16 protein-coding genes are annotated in these 15,869 nt (G+C 44.6%); 14 read left to right on the top strand and 2 right to left on the bottom strand.

The features are described 5' to 3' along the window. Positions 1–161: 161 nt before the first annotated feature. Positions 162–923 carry a hypothetical protein gene (locus tag KI655_RS12685; protein WP_285405466.1) on the top strand — a complete coding sequence of 254 codons (762 nt, stop codon included), beginning with the start codon at positions 162–164 and terminating at the stop codon, positions 921–923. Positions 924–1,038: 115 nt separating this feature from the next. Next, the gene (locus KI655_RS12680; protein ID WP_285405464.1) at positions 1,039–1,665 is read left to right on the top strand and encodes a LysE family translocator; all 627 of its coding nucleotides are present in this window, start codon (positions 1,039–1,041) and stop codon (positions 1,663–1,665) included. Positions 1,666–1,773: 108 nt separating this feature from the next. Here KI655_RS12680 and KI655_RS12675 read toward each other — a convergent pair whose 3' ends face one another. Then, positions 1,774–3,147 carry an MATE family efflux transporter gene (locus KI655_RS12675; protein ID WP_285405693.1) on the bottom strand — a complete coding sequence of 458 codons (1,374 nt, stop codon included), beginning with the start codon at positions 3,145–3,147 and terminating at the stop codon, positions 1,774–1,776. A gap of 414 nt (positions 3,148–3,561) precedes the next feature. Here KI655_RS12675 and KI655_RS12670 point away from each other — a divergent pair, with 414 nt between their 5' ends. The 4 genes from KI655_RS12670 to KI655_RS12650 all read left to right on the top strand — a co-directional run bounded on the left by KI655_RS12670 (position 3,562) and on the right by KI655_RS12650 (position 6,037). Then, on the top strand, positions 3,562–4,083 hold the full coding sequence (locus KI655_RS12670; protein ID WP_285405462.1) for a hypothetical protein: 522 nt from the start codon (positions 3,562–3,564) through the stop codon (positions 4,081–4,083). 142 nt (positions 4,084–4,225) lie between these two features. After that, positions 4,226–4,546, top strand: a complete 321-nt coding sequence (locus KI655_RS12665; protein WP_285405460.1) for a hypothetical protein — start codon at positions 4,226–4,228, stop codon at positions 4,544–4,546. 216 nt (positions 4,547–4,762) lie between these two features. Further along, positions 4,763–5,545 carry a BRO-like protein gene (locus tag KI655_RS12655; protein WP_285405458.1) on the top strand — a complete coding sequence of 261 codons (783 nt, stop codon included), beginning with the start codon at positions 4,763–4,765 and terminating at the stop codon, positions 5,543–5,545. A 159-nt stretch (positions 5,546–5,704) separates the two neighbouring features. After that, positions 5,705–6,037: a YnfA family protein gene (locus KI655_RS12650; protein ID WP_285405456.1), complete on the top strand. Its 333-nt coding sequence runs from the start codon at positions 5,705–5,707 to the stop codon at positions 6,035–6,037. Positions 6,038–6,136: 99 nt separating this feature from the next. On the opposite strand, the gene KI655_RS12645 is transcribed toward KI655_RS12650, so the two are convergent. Next, a complete protein-coding gene (locus KI655_RS12645; protein ID WP_285405454.1) occupies positions 6,137–7,072 on the bottom strand; it encodes a LysR substrate-binding domain-containing protein in 936 nt (311 codons plus the stop codon). 153 nt (positions 7,073–7,225) lie between these two features. Here KI655_RS12645 and KI655_RS12640 point away from each other — a divergent pair, with 153 nt between their 5' ends. The 8 genes from KI655_RS12640 (at position 7,226) to nirB (ending at position 15,859) form a co-directional block, all read left to right on the top strand. After that, on the top strand, positions 7,226–8,662 hold the full coding sequence (locus KI655_RS12640; RefSeq protein ID WP_285405452.1) for a UDP-N-acetylmuramoyl-L-alanyl-D-glutamate--2,6-diaminopimelate ligase: 1,437 nt from the start codon (positions 7,226–7,228) through the stop codon (positions 8,660–8,662). Beyond that, positions 8,659–9,846, top strand: a complete 1,188-nt coding sequence (locus KI655_RS12635; protein ID WP_285405450.1) for a D-alanyl-D-alanine carboxypeptidase family protein — start codon at positions 8,659–8,661, stop codon at positions 9,844–9,846. Before KI655_RS12640 ends, KI655_RS12635 begins: the two co-directional genes overlap by 4 nt. Then, positions 9,843–11,060, top strand: a complete 1,218-nt coding sequence (locus KI655_RS12630) for an MFS transporter (protein WP_285405448.1) — start codon at positions 9,843–9,845, stop codon at positions 11,058–11,060. Before KI655_RS12635 ends, KI655_RS12630 begins: the two co-directional genes overlap by 4 nt. A 162-nt stretch (positions 11,061–11,222) precedes the next feature. Further along, the gene (locus KI655_RS12625) at positions 11,223–11,696 is read left to right on the top strand and encodes a GrpB family protein (protein WP_285405446.1); all 474 of its coding nucleotides are present in this window, start codon (positions 11,223–11,225) and stop codon (positions 11,694–11,696) included. Positions 11,697–11,723: 27 nt separating this feature from the next. Continuing rightward, a complete protein-coding gene (locus KI655_RS12620) occupies positions 11,724–12,038 on the top strand; it encodes a heavy metal-binding domain-containing protein (protein ID WP_285405444.1) in 315 nt (104 codons plus the stop codon). Positions 12,039–12,083: 45 nt separating this feature from the next. Then, positions 12,084–12,449, top strand: a complete 366-nt coding sequence (locus tag KI655_RS12615) for a VOC family protein (RefSeq protein ID WP_285405442.1) — start codon at positions 12,084–12,086, stop codon at positions 12,447–12,449. A 73-nt stretch (positions 12,450–12,522) separates the two neighbouring features. Continuing rightward, the gene (locus tag KI655_RS12610) at positions 12,523–12,903 is read left to right on the top strand and encodes a DUF6404 family protein (protein ID WP_285405441.1); all 381 of its coding nucleotides are present in this window, start codon (positions 12,523–12,525) and stop codon (positions 12,901–12,903) included. Positions 12,904–13,300: 397 nt separating this feature from the next. Then, positions 13,301–15,859 (top strand): nitrite reductase large subunit NirB, encoded by a 2,559-nt coding sequence (gene nirB, locus KI655_RS12605; protein ID WP_285405440.1) that lies wholly within the window; start codon positions 13,301–13,303, stop codon positions 15,857–15,859. Positions 15,860–15,869: the final 10 nt, after the last annotated feature.

The following is a 15,869-nucleotide window of genomic DNA, read 5'->3' as shown; positions in this document are numbered from 1 at the left end:
CTATATCTAAGCCTTCCCACTCAATTTCCTCAATCCGTACAGTAACTTGGACAAGTTTTCCCATACAAACGGTTATCCCATACGCGAAATTTATAAAATTGGCTTATTCAATAACTGCATTTTCGTTAGGTTGATGTCACTCAACAAGCGAGAGACAAATTATGGATAGACCAACATTATTACTGGAGCGCCTAAACGAGATTGGAGCGTCATTAGAAAGAACGGGTAAGGCATATGCGCTGTTAGGACTTGGCTCTGTTGGCTTGGAGTTGGGAAAGCTGGACGAGTATTCTGACCTAGACTTCTTTGCCATCGTACAGGAGGGGTATAAGCAGGATTTTCTAGACAACCTAAATTGGCTGTCAGACATCAATCAGATTGATTATGCCGTGAGAAACACCGTCGATGGATACAAAGTGTTATACAAGGATGGTGTGTTCTGTGAGTTTGCCGTTTTTGAGCCACAAGAATTAACGGGAATCCCGTTCGCAGAAGGGCGAATCGTTTGGCAGCAAGCAGATTTCAATTCTCAATCTTGTATACCAAAACCGCATCAAGCAAACCAAAACAGTGACTTGGAATGGATCATAGGTGAAGCCTTGACCAACCTATATGTAGGAATGTGCCGATATAAACGAGGTGAAAAGCTATCTGGAATGCGATTTGTACAATCGTTCGCGCTTGATCGTTTAATTGAGCTAGCAGAGCGCATCGAAACGCCGTCACCTGAATTAGCCGATCAGTTTATGTCGGATAGAAGATTAGAGGTCCGTTTCCCTGAATTTGCTCGCTTACTGCCATCATTCACCCAAGGGTATGAGCGAACGCCTGAGTCTACAACGGCGCAGCTGTCGTTTCTGAATACTCATTTCCGTATCAATCAAGCCATGCGAGCGAGGATCTTAGATCTCTGTGAGATGTAAACGAAGTAGGGTTGGTTGAAAGCTCAAACATTCGCACCAACGGTGATCTTTACTCGGAAGTAAACTCCGTGTTACGTTCGAATTCTTGGTGCGGATGAGTGAGGGAGGAAAAGTAATGTCATTCGAAAGCGCGGTCACATTTTTTATAGCCATGTTTATATTCAGTATCACACCGGGCCCGGGTGTATTCGCTATCTTGGCGCGTGGTATGGTTGATGGGTGGCGACAATGCATCACTCTGTCTCTAGGGATGACATGCAGCGACCTCATCTATCTTGTGCTGGCTTGTTTTGGTCTTGCGACGGTTGCAGAGAACTGGTCAATCGCGTTTGAAGTCATTCGCTATGTCGGCGCTGCTTATTTGATATACCTTGGCTATAAAATGTTTAAAAGTCTTCCTGAAGTACAGGGTTCGGCTGAACAAGTGGCTAAGCAGAGTCAAAAATCCGCATTGGCGAGTTTCGCACAAGGCTTTTTGATCTCAGCCTCTAACCCGAAAGTCATTCTATTTTATATCTCATTTTTACCGACTTTCATCGACCTCACAGTTCTACGCTCACAAGATATCGTATTAGTGTCTGTGCTAGCCGCAGTGGCTTTGATGGCGGGCTTAATGCTGATAGCCTTAGGGGCAGGTCGTATGGTGACCTTGTTGAAAACGCCGCGTGCTCATAAAAGACTTAACCAAAGCGCTGGTGGAATTATGATCGCAGCAGGCTCTTACCTTGCAATTAATCGATAACTGCCACTTGTTGGATCAAAAAAGGCGAACCTAATCAATGGGTTCGCCTTTTTATTTAGTTAGATATATTGCTCACAACAGGATAGCCAATAGGTACCGACTAGGTCATTACACAGCATTAACAGCTTGGCTATTACGGATCTTGATCACGTAGCGTAGTCTAAACAGCATTAACGCGGCAGCAACGGTCAAACCCGTTAAAATTCCTACCCAGAAGCCGGTCTCACCCATAGCTGGGACAACATAGTCGGTTAAGCCTAAAACCATACCCATCGGCAGTGCTAAACCCCAGTATGAGGCAATCGCTAAGAACATCGGGATCTTGGTGTCTTTGTAACCACGCAAAGCACCATTAGCTGATGTTTGCAGTGCATCGCTGAACTGATACATCGCAGTAAACACAAGCAGAGTCGCAGCCGTTGCGCTAATAGCAGGGTCGGTGGTGTACAGGCGAATGATCCACTCAGGGAACAGCAAGAACATAGCCACAGAAAGTAGAGAAATTAACGCCGCTACCAAGATACCGACTTTACTGCGCTCAATTGCACCAAGTTCATCTTTCTCGCCAAGTGCGTGTCCAACACGAATAGTAATACCAAATGAAATACTCATAGGGATCACGTAAGTCAGGCTAGATATATTAAGCGCGATTTGTGCTGCAGCCACGTTCTCGGCACCGATACGTCCAATCATCAACGCGATGACAGCAAAGATACTGCCACACACCGCAATGTTCATTCCGATAGGCAGGCCAAGCTTGAGTAGGTGTAGCATCTCTTTAGCTTTTGGCGCCGCGTCAGCAAAGTTAATAATGGTTTTGTAGTGATGGTGGCCTTTAATGTACGAATACAACATACCCGACATCATCCAGTAGACTAAGCTAGTCGCCCAACCACAACCTACAGCGCCCATTTCAGGGAAGCCGAACTTACCGTAAATCAGTACATAGTTAACAGGGATATTCACCAAAAGACCGATCACAGAAATGATCATCGGCACCTTGGTATTGTTCATACCTTCACAGAAGCCATTCAGGGTATAGAACAGCGCAATGCCCGGTACACCAAAAGCCAGAGCAAACGCATAGTCGCTACCAATTGGAATGATCTCTGATGCCACACCAATCCACTCTAAAATAGGCTGAGCACTGACGAGGTAAGCAATAAGCAACACACTGGCAATCAGCGCCAGCCATACCATTTGGAAGAACTCTACAGAAACGCTTTTAAAGTCTCTCGCACCACGGTGAAAAGCGACAACGGGAGTGAGAGCCATAATGACGCCGCGCAACAAAAGCAGCACCGGAATCCACAAGCTAGTACCAAGTGCGATAGCAGCAAGGTCGGCAGGGCTCACTTGGCCAGCCATTGTTGTATCGACAAAGCCCATAGCTTGGGTTGCGATCTGGGTCAAAATGATAGGAACCGAGAGTTGCATTAATGCACCCGATTCACGAGTAAAAGGACGAAGTTTATTCAACATGGAGTTAAGAAACACCAATATAAATGCACCAATGATGGCAGGATGGCGGGTGTGCATTTTAGGGTGTGCCCGTTGGGCGGCGACAATATAAACACCTTACCGTACACGGTCAAGCATTGGTTCTAAAGGCTTCAATCTAAGCTACCGAAAAGCTTATCCAGCGCAGTTTCAAACTCCAAAAAATCAGCGTAACGGATTGATTTTGCTTGCAACCGGACTAGATAGAAAACTTCTATATTTGTAATTTTGATTACTAACGAGATCACATAAGTCATTGTTATCAATTAACTAATGTTTGTACAATTGATAGCATAGGGAACTAGACAGAAACTAGACAGAAATATTGAGTATTTAAGTACAGAATTTTTCTGTCGAAGAACTGTTATGCTTAGTTTGAAAATTAGGAGTAGTTAAATGAGTACGTTGCTTGATGCGTATGAACGAAAATCAACCTTATCAAGATATTGGCACAATAAGGCGTGTGATCTGTGGGCTTCAGCGAAAATCCTATGGGATGCTATGGAAGATGATAGCCAAGCTAGAATTACAAGCCATTCGACATATCTAATGCTCATGGGGATGTCTTTTGAAGTTCTCTTTAAAGCTCATTGTGTAGCGCAAGGTATTGAAGATGAACGTCTGAAAAATACTCATGAACTCGCCGAAATAGCAAGAATCGCAGGTTTTAAACTAAGCAAAGAAGACAATAAGGTAATGAGTGTGCTTAGCGCTTATATCGTTTGGGATGGACGCTACCCAATCCCTAAGAAATCATCACAGTTTCAGCAGCATACGAAAAACATTGAATCAACAGCATATGACAAAGAAAAGTTTGGTGGCTTTGACATGCTTACGCCAAATGACATCTTGAAATTCGACAACTTACATGTTTTGTGGCGTCGATATTCTGACCGTTATATGTCCGAGTACCACTAAGCATAAAAAGCGTCTAAGACAGATTCCCAACGCATGGCATTTTTCATTTCATCGTTGGGTTTTGTGTTTACGGTGCAATGGTTTAAGTTAGGTGGTAGCGTTGCTCACCACTTAACGCGGCGTTAGGTTTTAAAGGAAAAGTATGAAATATATATTATCTATAACATTATTGATGGCTCTAGTTGGCTGTACAGATAAAGACACATTTGAAATAAACTTAGAATCATCAAGTGGAAAAGAAAGCGTATCAGTATCAAAAGGAAATGCGGTAGTAACGCTATCAGGTACTGAATATAAAATGAAGGTAAAGGAAGTCAAATTGTCAGGTAAGGCGTTCGTTTTAGAGCCTGTAGGCAATTCAATTGATAGAAAATTACCATTTGACTACCAAAAGAAAACAGACACTTGGCTATGTACCTCTTGCGTTCAAATAGAATTACCGGTGTCGTGGAATAAAATATAACACCTGCTTAAGAGTTATTGGCAACGCTTGGTATTTTTCTATGCATTGCGTTTTGTGTTTAAGGTGGTATGCGGAAGCATCGGTATTGCTTTGCTCACCTTAACAGGGTGTTACGAAATACGTCTAACATCTCAAAAGTGAGAAAGTAGAATTAGGTTCGATTAAATATTCAATATAATAGTTACCTAATAATATTAACGACAAGGTTGGACCTTAATGGAAAATGAATTGATTAATGTATGCTACGACGGTGATGCTGGATCTAGTGATATTAGGACTTGCTATTACGATGGTATATTGCACATATCATTAACAGATATTTTTGTTACATTGACAAAAGAAAACAGATCGTTAGATGAACGGTTTCCATCTAAATATATTCCTAATCTGATCAAATCACAGCTGCAAGACCTCGATTCAGACGAATATATCCATGTACCTGTTGCCAACCCTCGATTTGAAAATGAAAAGGAAGTCTTCGTCACTCAACCTGGTCTAAATCGTGTTATGGGGACTGATAAGTCCAAAGCAGGGAAAAAATTTCAACGTTGGCTTTATCATGAGGTTATCCCATCTCTGCAAAAGCACGGTGTTTATCCACCACCACAGACCGCGCAAGGCTCTGCTCTTGCACAGATGGCAGAGATTGTGGCTCAAAATTCAAGAATGCTTGCAGACACCATCATGGAGCAAGAAAAGATCCGCTTGGAATTTTCTAGCGTAAAAAATGAAGTATCTAGTGTCGAAGCACGAGTTTCGAAACTTGAAGAGGAAGATTCTGATAACAAGTTTATCCTGACTGTTCGTCAATGGTTTGATCAAGTTAACCAGTCACTGTCGGCCGAAAAAGAGCTAGATATCGTGTGTTGGTGTGAAAACCTATCTTTTAAGTATTCAAAGCGACAAATAGCATGTCCTTCTGGTGAGCGATTAAATGCAAGATTTCATAAACCCATCATCGAAGAAGCCAAAAGTCTTGTAGAACGTGCATTAGGCTAAGTGTTTTATAGCAAACGTTTAAGACACAACCCCTAACCCCTAACCCCTGACATCGCCAATCCCATTCTCGTTTTGTGTTTACGGCACGACGGATTAGGTTGTAGCATTGACACTAATAGACATGGTTTTGTGTAAGAGCGGTCAAAATAGGAATTTCAGGTGCTAGAACTTAAGACATTGGGGCTGTTCTTTGTTACGGCTATTGCGGAGATATTGGGCTGTTACTTGCCTTACCTTTGGTTAAAAGAAGATAAATCGGTTTGGTTGCTGGTACCAGCGGCATTCTGTCTTGCCTTGTTTGCTTGGTTGCTGTCGTTACACCCAACTGCAGCAGGTAGGGTTTATGCAGCTTATGGTGGCGTTTATATTTTTGTCGCGATCTTATGGCTGTGGGTGGTTGATGGCATTCGCCCGAGCATGTGGGATATTGTTGGGGTGTCTGTGGCCATGCTGGGTATGGCCATCATTATGTTTGCGCCGAGAAGTGCTTAACACACGCAATAACCAAATCAGAAAGCAAAAGGCGCGCTCCATCTCACCGCGCCTATTCAATTCCTAAACACATCTACTCAAACAACCCCAATAACTCAACTAGTTAGAACGTAGGTAGTTCACTTTATCGGTGACCACTTGCTTGACCAGCTCTGTTAGCCATACGATTCTTGGGTGATGGCTGTCGCCGCGTAGTGTGACCATTTCAATATCAAAGTCAGGGATGTCGATAGGGGGTTCGCAGAGCGTCAATGAATCTTCAATTAGATCTGACTTTCCGACCATTTCAGCCATCACCGCCAGTACATTTCTTCCCGTTAGCATTCTTCGAATCGTTAAGAATCGCGTTGTGCCCATTACAACATTACGTTGGATATTCATCTGAGCGAGTGTTTTATCGACCCGTGTTGCCAAGGTTTGGTTGGCTGTGACGATCATCTGCGGGGTATTAAGGTAAGTATCTAACGAGATAGGTAATTCACTTTGCAGCACTTGGTTATCAAAGGTGCAGAGGTGGCGCTCTCGATAGAGAAAGGTACTTGCGACTTTATTGGGTAAGTCCGAAAAGACGCCAATGCACAGGTCAACCTCGCGTGATTCAAGTGCATCAACACAGTTGTTACCATCAACAGGCTTAAACAATACCTTGGCGGCCGGCGCTAAGGTTTGAAGTTGGTCGAACAGTTTTGGTGCAAAAATCTGTTCCGCATAATCACTTAGTCCCACTGTGAATACACCATCAAACCCTAGCGGATCAAATTGGTTCGCTTGCATGATCTCTTGACTGAATATGGTCATGATTTGGCGTACCTTGGGTTCAATCTCGTGGGCTCGAACGGTAGGGCGCATGCTATTGCCATCTCTCTCAAATAGCGGGTCGCCTAACAATTCACGCAGTCTCTTGAGGTTATAGCTGGTGGCCGGTTGCCCGAGATGCAGTGACTCAGCGGCTTTCGAAACACTTCTGTGGCGAAAAAGCGCATCAAAAGTCAGCAGTAAATTCATATCTACGCGTTGCCAATTTATTTCACTCACGGTGACCTCTTTGCTTGCCAATTTTTTGGGTATGTCTGTTTCTGACGAGATAAGGTTATTAGTCTATTCGATACAGTTAATAGAATCATTCGATTTCATTAATTTAATTGCGCTTCTTATACTCCACTCATTAACGAATTAAGGAGCGCGTAAATGCAAAGCAGTGCGATTTCACAACAGAGAGCGGTCTTGCAATCCTTGCCCGTAAGGCAATTTAAGACCAATAGTGCAGAGGTAGAATCAGGCGATGTTTTTGTCTGTCGCCAAGGCATTTCATTAGATGGGCATGACTTTGTAGTGCGAGCTGTAAATCAAGGTGCTTGTGCCATCATCGCCAATAGGCCGCTGCAAGCTAGCGTGCCTGTGATTGTCACCGATAGCTACTATCAAAGTTTGGCGCTTATTAAAGCCTACTACCAACATCCACATAAAGCGGTAAGTCATATTGGTGTGACAGGAACCAACGGTAAAACGACGGTTTCTCACTGCTTGAATCAGATCCTTAACTTTGAAAGCAGAAGTGCTTATATCGGGACGCTAGGGGCAAAACTGGTTGAGGAACAAGTACCGCTGACCAACACTACTCCAGATGGTGTCACTTTACTTAATATTTTCCAACAGATGCGAATGCAAGATACCGAGTTCAATGTGATGGAGTTGAGCAGCCATGCACTTGCACAAGATCGCGCTGGTTTTGTCTCGCTTGAAGTCGGGGTGATCACCAATATCGGTGAGGACCACCTTGATTTTCACCGCACCAAAGACAGTTATATCCACGCTAAATTGCAATTGGTTGACCGCATCCAGTCAAAAGGAACCTTAGTGGTTAATTTAGATGACCCACATGCTTTGGCCGCGATTGAAAGGGCATCTCAAGGAATCAAGGTCGTGACCTTCTCAAAGGCAGGGCAGAAGGCCGATGTTGTCGCTTCAAACATACAGTCGTTCGAGCGTGGGATGCGATTCACGCTAACAGCGACAGAAAAAAGTGTTGATGTGCGCTCGCCAATGCCATTTTTGTATAACGTTGAAAATGCGTTAGCGATTGCCAGTACGCTTTATGCGTTGGGTTGGTCTCTAGAGAAGATCACACAAGGAATAGAACGTATTGAAATGCCGGAAGGGCGTGCTCAATTTGTAGAGTTACCTAATGATTGTAAGGGGTTAGTCGACTATGCCCATAACAGTGATGGGCTCAAGGCTTTGCTTGAAGCGGTTCAAGATTACGTGGAACGGCGCTTAATTGTAGTGGTTGGAGTGACAGGCGACCGCTTACAGCAGGCGAGCGAAATAGGGGAGATTTGTGCTAAGTATGCCGATTTAATCGTGTTCACATCAGACAACCCAATGGGGGTGATTCAAGGGGAGATCTTCCAAGCACTGCGCTCTCAGGTAGGTAGTACGCCCCATTTTGAAATCAGCGATCGCAGAGAAGCGATTAAGCTGGCTAAGAAGATGAGTGAGGGCGGTGATCTTGTTGTGGTGTGCGGCAAAGGAAGTGAGACCTTTCAATATTTGTCGGATGGCAAAGATCAAAAACAGAGTTATATCGGCGATCTCGCTGCGCTCCAGATAGCGGAGGCGCTATGAAGATGAAACTAACGAGCTTTTTTGCCTTAATTTTATTGTATAGCGCGAACACATTAGCGGTTGTCGTACCTGATCCGCCATCGCTGGGTGCCAAGGGGTATCTGCTGATGGATTTCAATTCTGGTGAGGTGTTAGCAGAAAATAATTCGCAAGCGTTACTCGCACCCGCCAGCTTGACCAAGTTGATGACGGCTTATGTGGTAGGGCAGGAGATAGCGAATGACCGATTAACTTGGGAGACTCAAGTTGAGGTAAGCCCGAATGCTTGGTCAGTGAAGTTTCCTGATTCTTCCAAAATGTTCATCAAACCGGGCGACAGCGTCACCATTAAAGATCTGATGCGTGGGTTAATCATCCAATCAGGGAATGATGCAGCGGTTGCTTTGGCTGAACACGTTGCTGGGAGTGAAGGTGCCTTTGTCAGCTTGATGAATGGTTGGGCGCAGTCTCTGGGTATGTCGAACACTAATTTTGTTAATGCTCACGGGCTAGATGGAGAAGGTATTGCCACCACGCCAAAAGATATGGGCATCTTATTGCGGGCTATCATTCAACAAGTGCCTGAAGTGTATGCCCTGTACAAAGAGCGTCGATTTACATGGGCAGGCATTGAGCAATACAACCGTAATAAGCTGTTGTGGGATAGAACCTTAGAAGTTGATGGCGGTAAGACAGGATTCACAGAGAGTGCTGGATACAGCTTGGTATCTTCAGCTGTGCAGGGGAGGATGCGTCTGATCGCAGTGGTGATGGGCGCAGCGAGCCCTCAAGCACGAGTTAATGAATCGCGTCAGCTGTTGAACTACGGATTCCGTTTTTTCGATACCTTGCAAGCGGCAACAAGTGGTGAGGTGATTTATGAAGCCAGAATCTGGCAGGGAGAAAGTGAACAGGTCGATGTGGTTGTTGAAGACGATATTTTCCTAACATTGCCGAGCAATCAAACAGCCAAGCTCCAGAAAGAGCTAGAGTTAAATGACACGCTAACCGCGCCAATTACCAAAGGTGAGGTACTGGGTCAGGTTGTTTGGAGTCTAGATGGAAAAACGGTGAAAACTGCTTCAGTGGTGAGTGCACAAGAGGTGAAGCAAGGTTCGATGTTGAAACGTCTCAAAGATACCTTTCTGCTCTGGTTTAGATCTTTGATTGATGATGTGAAAAGCCTGTTTGGAGACGCGCTATGAATCTACCCGTCGTCAACGCTTCTTTGTGGAGCAATCGAGATTATGTGAGGCTTTTGCTCGCTCAGGTCGTGTCGCTCATTGGGACTGGGATAAGTTCAGTCTGCTTAGCTCTGTTGGCGTATGAACTCGCTGAGAGTGAGGCGAGCACAGTATTGAGCATTGCATTTGCACTTAAGATGCTCGCGTATATCGGCCTCGCGCCAATATTTGCCGTGTTGAGCAGAAGGTGGCCTAAAAAGCGAACCTTGATCATCTTAGATTTGCTCAGAGCTCTGCTTTTCATGGCGTTACCGTTCGTGGATCAGGTGTGGCAAGTTTATGTACTGATGTTTGCTATCAATGCTTGCTCGGCTGCCTTCACACCACTGTTTCAGGCAACACTGCCGCAAATCGTCCCGATTCGAGAGCACTACACTAAAGCGCTCTCTTATAGTCGAATTGCCTACGATTTGGAGCAAGTGCTTAGCCCTGTATTAAGCGCGGTACTCTTGACCGTTGTGAGCTTTCGTCATCTGTTTTGGGCTGATGCCGTGACATTTATTATCTCAGCGGTGTTGGTGTTACTGTGCTTTATCCCTTCAGACAAAGGGCAACAAGAACAGACGAGTAAGCTGTGCTGGAAAACCATTTTTAGCGGTATCACCGCCTATCTGGCGCACTCTTCTCTGCGTTCATTGTGGTATGCGTACTTAGCGGCAGCAGCGGCAAGTGCCATGGTGATAGTGAATACGGTTGTCTACGTGCACGATATTCTGCATGGTGGCGACAGTGAAACGGCATTAGCCATGCTGGCTGTTGGGATCGGCTCGATGTTAGCGGCGATATTCTTACCCAAGCTTTTAAATCGTTATAGTCCGCAGCGTTATCACATCAGAGGACTGATCCTAATATGGTTAGCGTTTTATGCCGGAACATGGCTCCCAGATTGGTTTGGATTTATCGTTCTTTGTTTCTCTTTGGGTATCGGCATGTCTTGTATCCAGACCACTTCAGGCATTGTGATTAACGATGCGGCTGGAAGTGATGATGCTGGACAATATTTCGCTGCACATTTTTCGTTAACGCACTTTTGGTGGTTATTAACTTATCTAGCTGCTGGGCTGTCGGCTACTTATCTAGGTATGTCTGGTGCGTATTGGGTGATGTTCACCGTTGCTTCCCTAAGTGGTGGTATTTATCTGATCCAAGTCGTTCGAAGTCGAGCAATCGCGTAGACCGTTAGCCTTATTTGCATTCATGATTTTATTAATCTCTACACAATTATGCATATATTTAATAAATTTGTTATTGTAGTCAGGGAGTTAGAGTAAGGTGTTCGAATATGAAGCCTTAACACGACATGGAGCTTAAAGGATCTAAGGCTTTGGAGAACAGGGATGAAGTTTTATAGCGCTGAAGAGTATCAGCCAATTTGCGACGATTTATATCGACGCTATCAAGCTAAAATACAGGCGTTATTACCCAGTGCGCTGATTGAGCACATTGGCGCGTCGTCGATTGATAATGCTGTGTCTAAGGGTGACTTAGACATACTCGTTGGTGTTGATGCTACTGAGTTAGAGAGTGCGGTGACGTCGTTGAAAACGTTGGGCTTCAATGAAAAGCTGGATACGTTACGAACGCCAGAACTGTGCATGCTGGAAAGTGAATCGGAAGACGATGTCGCTTTCCAACTCGTCGCGCTTGGCTCGGAGTTTGATATGTTTGTAACGTTTCGAGACAAACTTCGAAGTAACCCTTTGTTAGTTTATGAATACAATGATCTTAAAGTGTCATGCTCAGGCTGGCCTCAAGACGCTTATCGTCTTAAGAAGTCGGCTTTTATCGAGCGTGTTTTATCACTGGATTAAACCCCAAGCAGGATGAATAGGTAAGTTATGATTTACACAACAACAGAAACGGTTCCTGGTAGGGAAATTGAAACAGTACTTGGTATCGTGAACGGCAACGTTGTTCAATCAAAACACGTTGGCAGAGACTTTATGGCGGGTTTAAAAGGCATCGTTGGTGGTGAACTCAAAGGTTATACCGAGATGCTAACCGAGGCTCGAAACATCGCCATTGAGCGCTTGGTCGAAGAAGCTCAAGGGCTAGGCGCTGACGCCGTTGTTGGGATTCGATTTACCACAAGCTCAGTAACAGATGGTGCCTCTGAAATCTTAGTGTTCGGTACAGCCGTTAAGCTGTCTTGATAAAGTGCGAGAATGACCTAGACACATCTAAAACCGGAGTTGGAAATGGAAAACCTAAATACCGTCGAGATAAAGTCGTTTGTGCCCGCTAAAGACTTTGAATCTTCCAAGCGCTTCTATCAATCAATAGGCTTTGAAATGGCTTCTGAATTTGAAGGCATCGCTTATTTCAAATCAGGCTCATGCGCTTTTTTACTTCAAGACTTTTATGAACCCGCTCATAGCAATAATTTTATGATGCACCTTTTGGTAGAGGATGCACAAAGTTGGTTTGATCACGTTAATAAGTTGGATGTGGTTGAGAAGTTTGGTGTCAGAGTGACCGACCTTATCGAGCAACCATGGGGAATGCTTGAATTTTGTATGACAGACCCAAGCGGTGTGCTGTGGCGCATTGGCGAGAATAAGTAATTTCACAAACTGTACGTTTGAGCTAATGACGGCAGGTTGCAGTGGCTAGGCGGTTCGGTTTTAAAGTTTGAAGATGTTTGTAATTGAGGGAGTATTAAACAGGTTTATGAGTCATCAGGAAAAGTTAGCAAGAGCTGACGAATATCTACAAACCCTTGGGCTGTCATGTAAGTCAGATAAGTCATATTTTTATCGTTTTCTTAGACGCCGTGGCTTTGAGTTGAAGCCGATGTATTGGGAACCTTTTTATAAAAACTTTACCCTAAAGTTTGTCGAGTTCTTTGTGTTCTATTTCTCGTTTATTTATCTGTTTAGCCTGGTTGGTGTGGGTTTAACACTTGCCGCTACTTTAGTTAACGCGCTGCTGACCAGTTCGATTTTTGCCATTATCATCAGTTCTTATCACCGCTACGTAGTTAAGAAACACAAGCTTATGGATTGGGAAAAGATTTAGTCAGTAGAGAAGGGCTTGATAGTGATAGAGCTACGGATGTTTTAGCGGAACCTTTCATATTGGCAAATACTCTGTCACGGCAATGCTCAAATTTAAAATATTGTGTCAGTGTTTTGCCACTAAATGAAAATGATTGTCATTTAATTTCTTTTTGAGTTACTCTTAGTGAAACTTTACTACACCTCAATATGCTTCAAGTTGTTCATGCACTCCGCTATTACCCATATATAAAGTCAGGTTATACGTTTGCTTTGGCCGATTTTTAATCCGTTATACCTCTTTTGTTCTACCCCTTTAGGGTAGTTCATTTTCGTAATTGATTTACATCATATTTTCATTTTCTTTCATAATTCATTATTCGCTCAGTTAAGAAAATTATAACCTTTCAGGAATTCTTATGAGCAAGATGAAGCTAGTCGTAATCGGTAACGGGATGGTCGGCCATCGCTATATCGAAGATTTAGTAGAGAAGACAGACGTAGCAAACATGGACATTACAGTGTTCTGTGAAGAGCCACGTGTAGCGTATGACCGTGTACACCTTTCTTCTTACTTTTCACACCACACAGCAGATGAACTTTCTTTAGTTAAAGAGGGCTTCTACGAGAAACATGGCATCAACATGTTGATCGGCGAGCGCGCTATCACAGTAAACCGTGAGAAGAAGATTGTTTACTCAAGCTCTGGTCGTGAAATTCAATACGACAAGCTAGTTATGGCGACGGGTTCTTTCCCATTCGTTCCACCTATTAAAGGCCGCGAAAGCAAAGACTGCTTTGTGTACCGTACTATCGAAGATCTAAAAGCGATCGAAGCGTGTGCGAAGAAGAGCAAAGTCGGTGTTGTTATCGGTGGTGGTCTATTAGGTCTTGAAGCAGCTGGTGCTTTGAAAGCGCTAGGTGTAGAGACTCACGTAGTTGAGTTTGCTCCTAAGCTAATGGCTGAACAGCTAGACCAAGCGGGTGGTAACCAACTTCGTCAAAAGATCGAAAGCATGGGTGTGAAAGTTCACACTAGCAAAAACACGCTTGAGATTGCTCCTGAAGGTAAAGAAGCACGTAACGTTATGCGTTTTGCAGACGGTACAGAATTAGAAACTGACTTCATCGTATTCTCTGCGGGTATTCGCCCTCAAGATAAGCTTGCTCGTGACATGAAGTTAGACGTTGCACCACGCGGCGGTATCGCCATCAATGATTTCTGTCAGACTTCTGATGACAGCATCTACGCTATCGGTGAGTGTGCATCTTGGAACGAAATGTTCTACGGTCTTGTGGCTCCTGGTTACAAGATGGCTACGGTTGCGGTTGACCACGTAGTGGGTAATGACAGCAAATTTGAAGGTGCTGACATGTCTGCGAAGCTTAAGCTTCTAGGCGTGAAAGTAGGTTCAATCGGTGATGCGAACGGTCGTACTCCTGGCTGTAAGAGCTACGTTTACCAAAACGAAGAGCAAGAAGTTTACAAGCGCCTAATCGTTTCTGAAGACAACAAGAAGCTTCTTGGTGCAGTAATGGTGGGTGATACATCTGACTACGGCGATCTTTTACAGCTTATGCTGAACGAAATCGACCTTCCAGAGCACCCAGATGCGCTTATCCTGCCTGCACACGCAGGTGCTGAGAAGCCAACACTAGGCGCTGACGCACTACCTGAATCTGCCGTTATCTGTTCTTGTTTTGATGTAACAAAAGGCAAGATCGCAGAAGCAGTTGCTGAAGGTCACCACACTATCGGTGATATCAAAGCAGTAACTGGCGCAGGTACAGGCTGTGGTGGTTGTATCCCTCTAGTCACTTCTGTTCTAAACGCTGAGCTTGAAAAAGCAGGTGTTGAAGTGAAGAACGACGTATGTGAGCACTTTGCTTACTCTCGTCAAGAGCTGTTCCACCTAGTACGCATCGGTGAAATCAAGTCGTTCGAAGAGCTGCTTGAGAAGCACGGTACTGGTTACGGTTGTGAAGTATGTAAGCCTCTAGCAGGTTCTATCCTTGCTTCAAACTGGGGTGACCACATCCTTAAGCCGTCTCTAGTTAAGCTGCACGATACCAACGATAACTTCCTAGGTAACATGCAGAAAGACGGTACTTACTCTGTAATCCCGCGTATGGCGGGTGGTGAAGTAACGCCTCAAGCACTTTCTGTTCTTGCAAACGTTGCAGCAGAGTACAACCTGTACACCAAGATCACTGGTGCACAACGTATCGGTCTGTTCGGTGCTCAAAAAGATGACCTTCCTGCAATCTGGAAGAAGCTAATCGAAGCGGGCTACGAAACAGGTCAAGCTTACGGTAAGTCTCTACGTATGGTTAAGACTTGTGTGGGTTCAACTTGGTGTCGTTACGGCGTTCAAGACTCTGTAGGTCTTGGTGTGATGCTTGAGAACCGCTACAAAGGCATCCGTGCTCCTCATAAGATGAAGTTCGGTGTGTCTGGCTGTACTCGTGAGTGTGCGGAAGCGCAAGGTAAAGACCTTGGTATTATCGCAACTGACGCAGGTTGGAACATGTACGTAGCCGGTAACGGTGGTATGAAACCTCGTCACGCAACACTACTTGCAAGCGACCTAGACCAAGAGACGCTAATCAAGTACATCGACCGCTACATGATGTTCTACGTACGTACGGCTGCTCCGCTACAACGTACTTCTGTATGGTTCGACAACTTAGAAGGCGGTATCGACTACCTACGTGAAGTGATCATCGAAGACAAGCTTGGTATCAACGACCAACTTGAAGCAGACGTAGCGAAGCTGATTGAAGAGTTCAGCTGTGAGTGGACTGACACTATCAACGACGAATCACAACTTAAGCGTTTCTCTCACTTCGTTAACTCTGACGAGCGTGATGACAACGTAGTGTTCGTAACTGATGGTCGTGAACAGCACCGTCCAGCGACATTTACTGAAAAACACCCAGACGCGAAGGGCGATATCCTTCACGTAGAACTAGTGTAATTGGGAGACA

Source organism: Vibrio sp. D404a, from assembly GCF_030248535.1.
Taxonomy (GTDB): domain Bacteria; phylum Pseudomonadota; class Gammaproteobacteria; order Enterobacterales; family Vibrionaceae; genus Vibrio.
This window is presented reverse-complemented; position numbering and strand designations above follow the sequence as displayed.

Coding starts and splice junctions, on each gene's coding strand:
- KI655_RS12685 (WP_285405466.1), top strand. CDS start 162: ATGGATAGACCAACATTATTACTGGAGCGCCTAAACGAGATTGGAGCG.
- KI655_RS12680 (WP_285405464.1), top strand. CDS start 1,039: ATGTCATTCGAAAGCGCGGTCACATTTTTTATAGCCATGTTTATATTC.
- KI655_RS12675 (WP_285405693.1), bottom strand. CDS start 3,147: ATGTTGAATAAACTTCGTCCTTTTACTCGTGAATCGGGTGCATTAATG.
- KI655_RS12670 (WP_285405462.1), top strand. CDS start 3,562: ATGAGTACGTTGCTTGATGCGTATGAACGAAAATCAACCTTATCAAGA.
- KI655_RS12665 (WP_285405460.1), top strand. CDS start 4,226: ATGAAATATATATTATCTATAACATTATTGATGGCTCTAGTTGGCTGT.
- KI655_RS12655 (WP_285405458.1), top strand. CDS start 4,763: ATGGAAAATGAATTGATTAATGTATGCTACGACGGTGATGCTGGATCT.
- KI655_RS12640 (WP_285405452.1), top strand. CDS start 7,226: ATGCAAAGCAGTGCGATTTCACAACAGAGAGCGGTCTTGCAATCCTTG.
- KI655_RS12635 (WP_285405450.1), top strand. CDS start 8,659: ATGAAGATGAAACTAACGAGCTTTTTTGCCTTAATTTTATTGTATAGC.
- KI655_RS12630 (WP_285405448.1), top strand. CDS start 9,843: ATGAATCTACCCGTCGTCAACGCTTCTTTGTGGAGCAATCGAGATTAT.
- KI655_RS12625 (WP_285405446.1), top strand. CDS start 11,223: ATGAAGTTTTATAGCGCTGAAGAGTATCAGCCAATTTGCGACGATTTA.
- KI655_RS12620 (WP_285405444.1), top strand. CDS start 11,724: ATGATTTACACAACAACAGAAACGGTTCCTGGTAGGGAAATTGAAACA.
- KI655_RS12615 (WP_285405442.1), top strand. CDS start 12,084: ATGGAAAACCTAAATACCGTCGAGATAAAGTCGTTTGTGCCCGCTAAA.
- KI655_RS12610 (WP_285405441.1), top strand. CDS start 12,523: ATGTTTGTAATTGAGGGAGTATTAAACAGGTTTATGAGTCATCAGGAA.
- nirB (WP_285405440.1), top strand. CDS start 13,301: ATGAGCAAGATGAAGCTAGTCGTAATCGGTAACGGGATGGTCGGCCAT.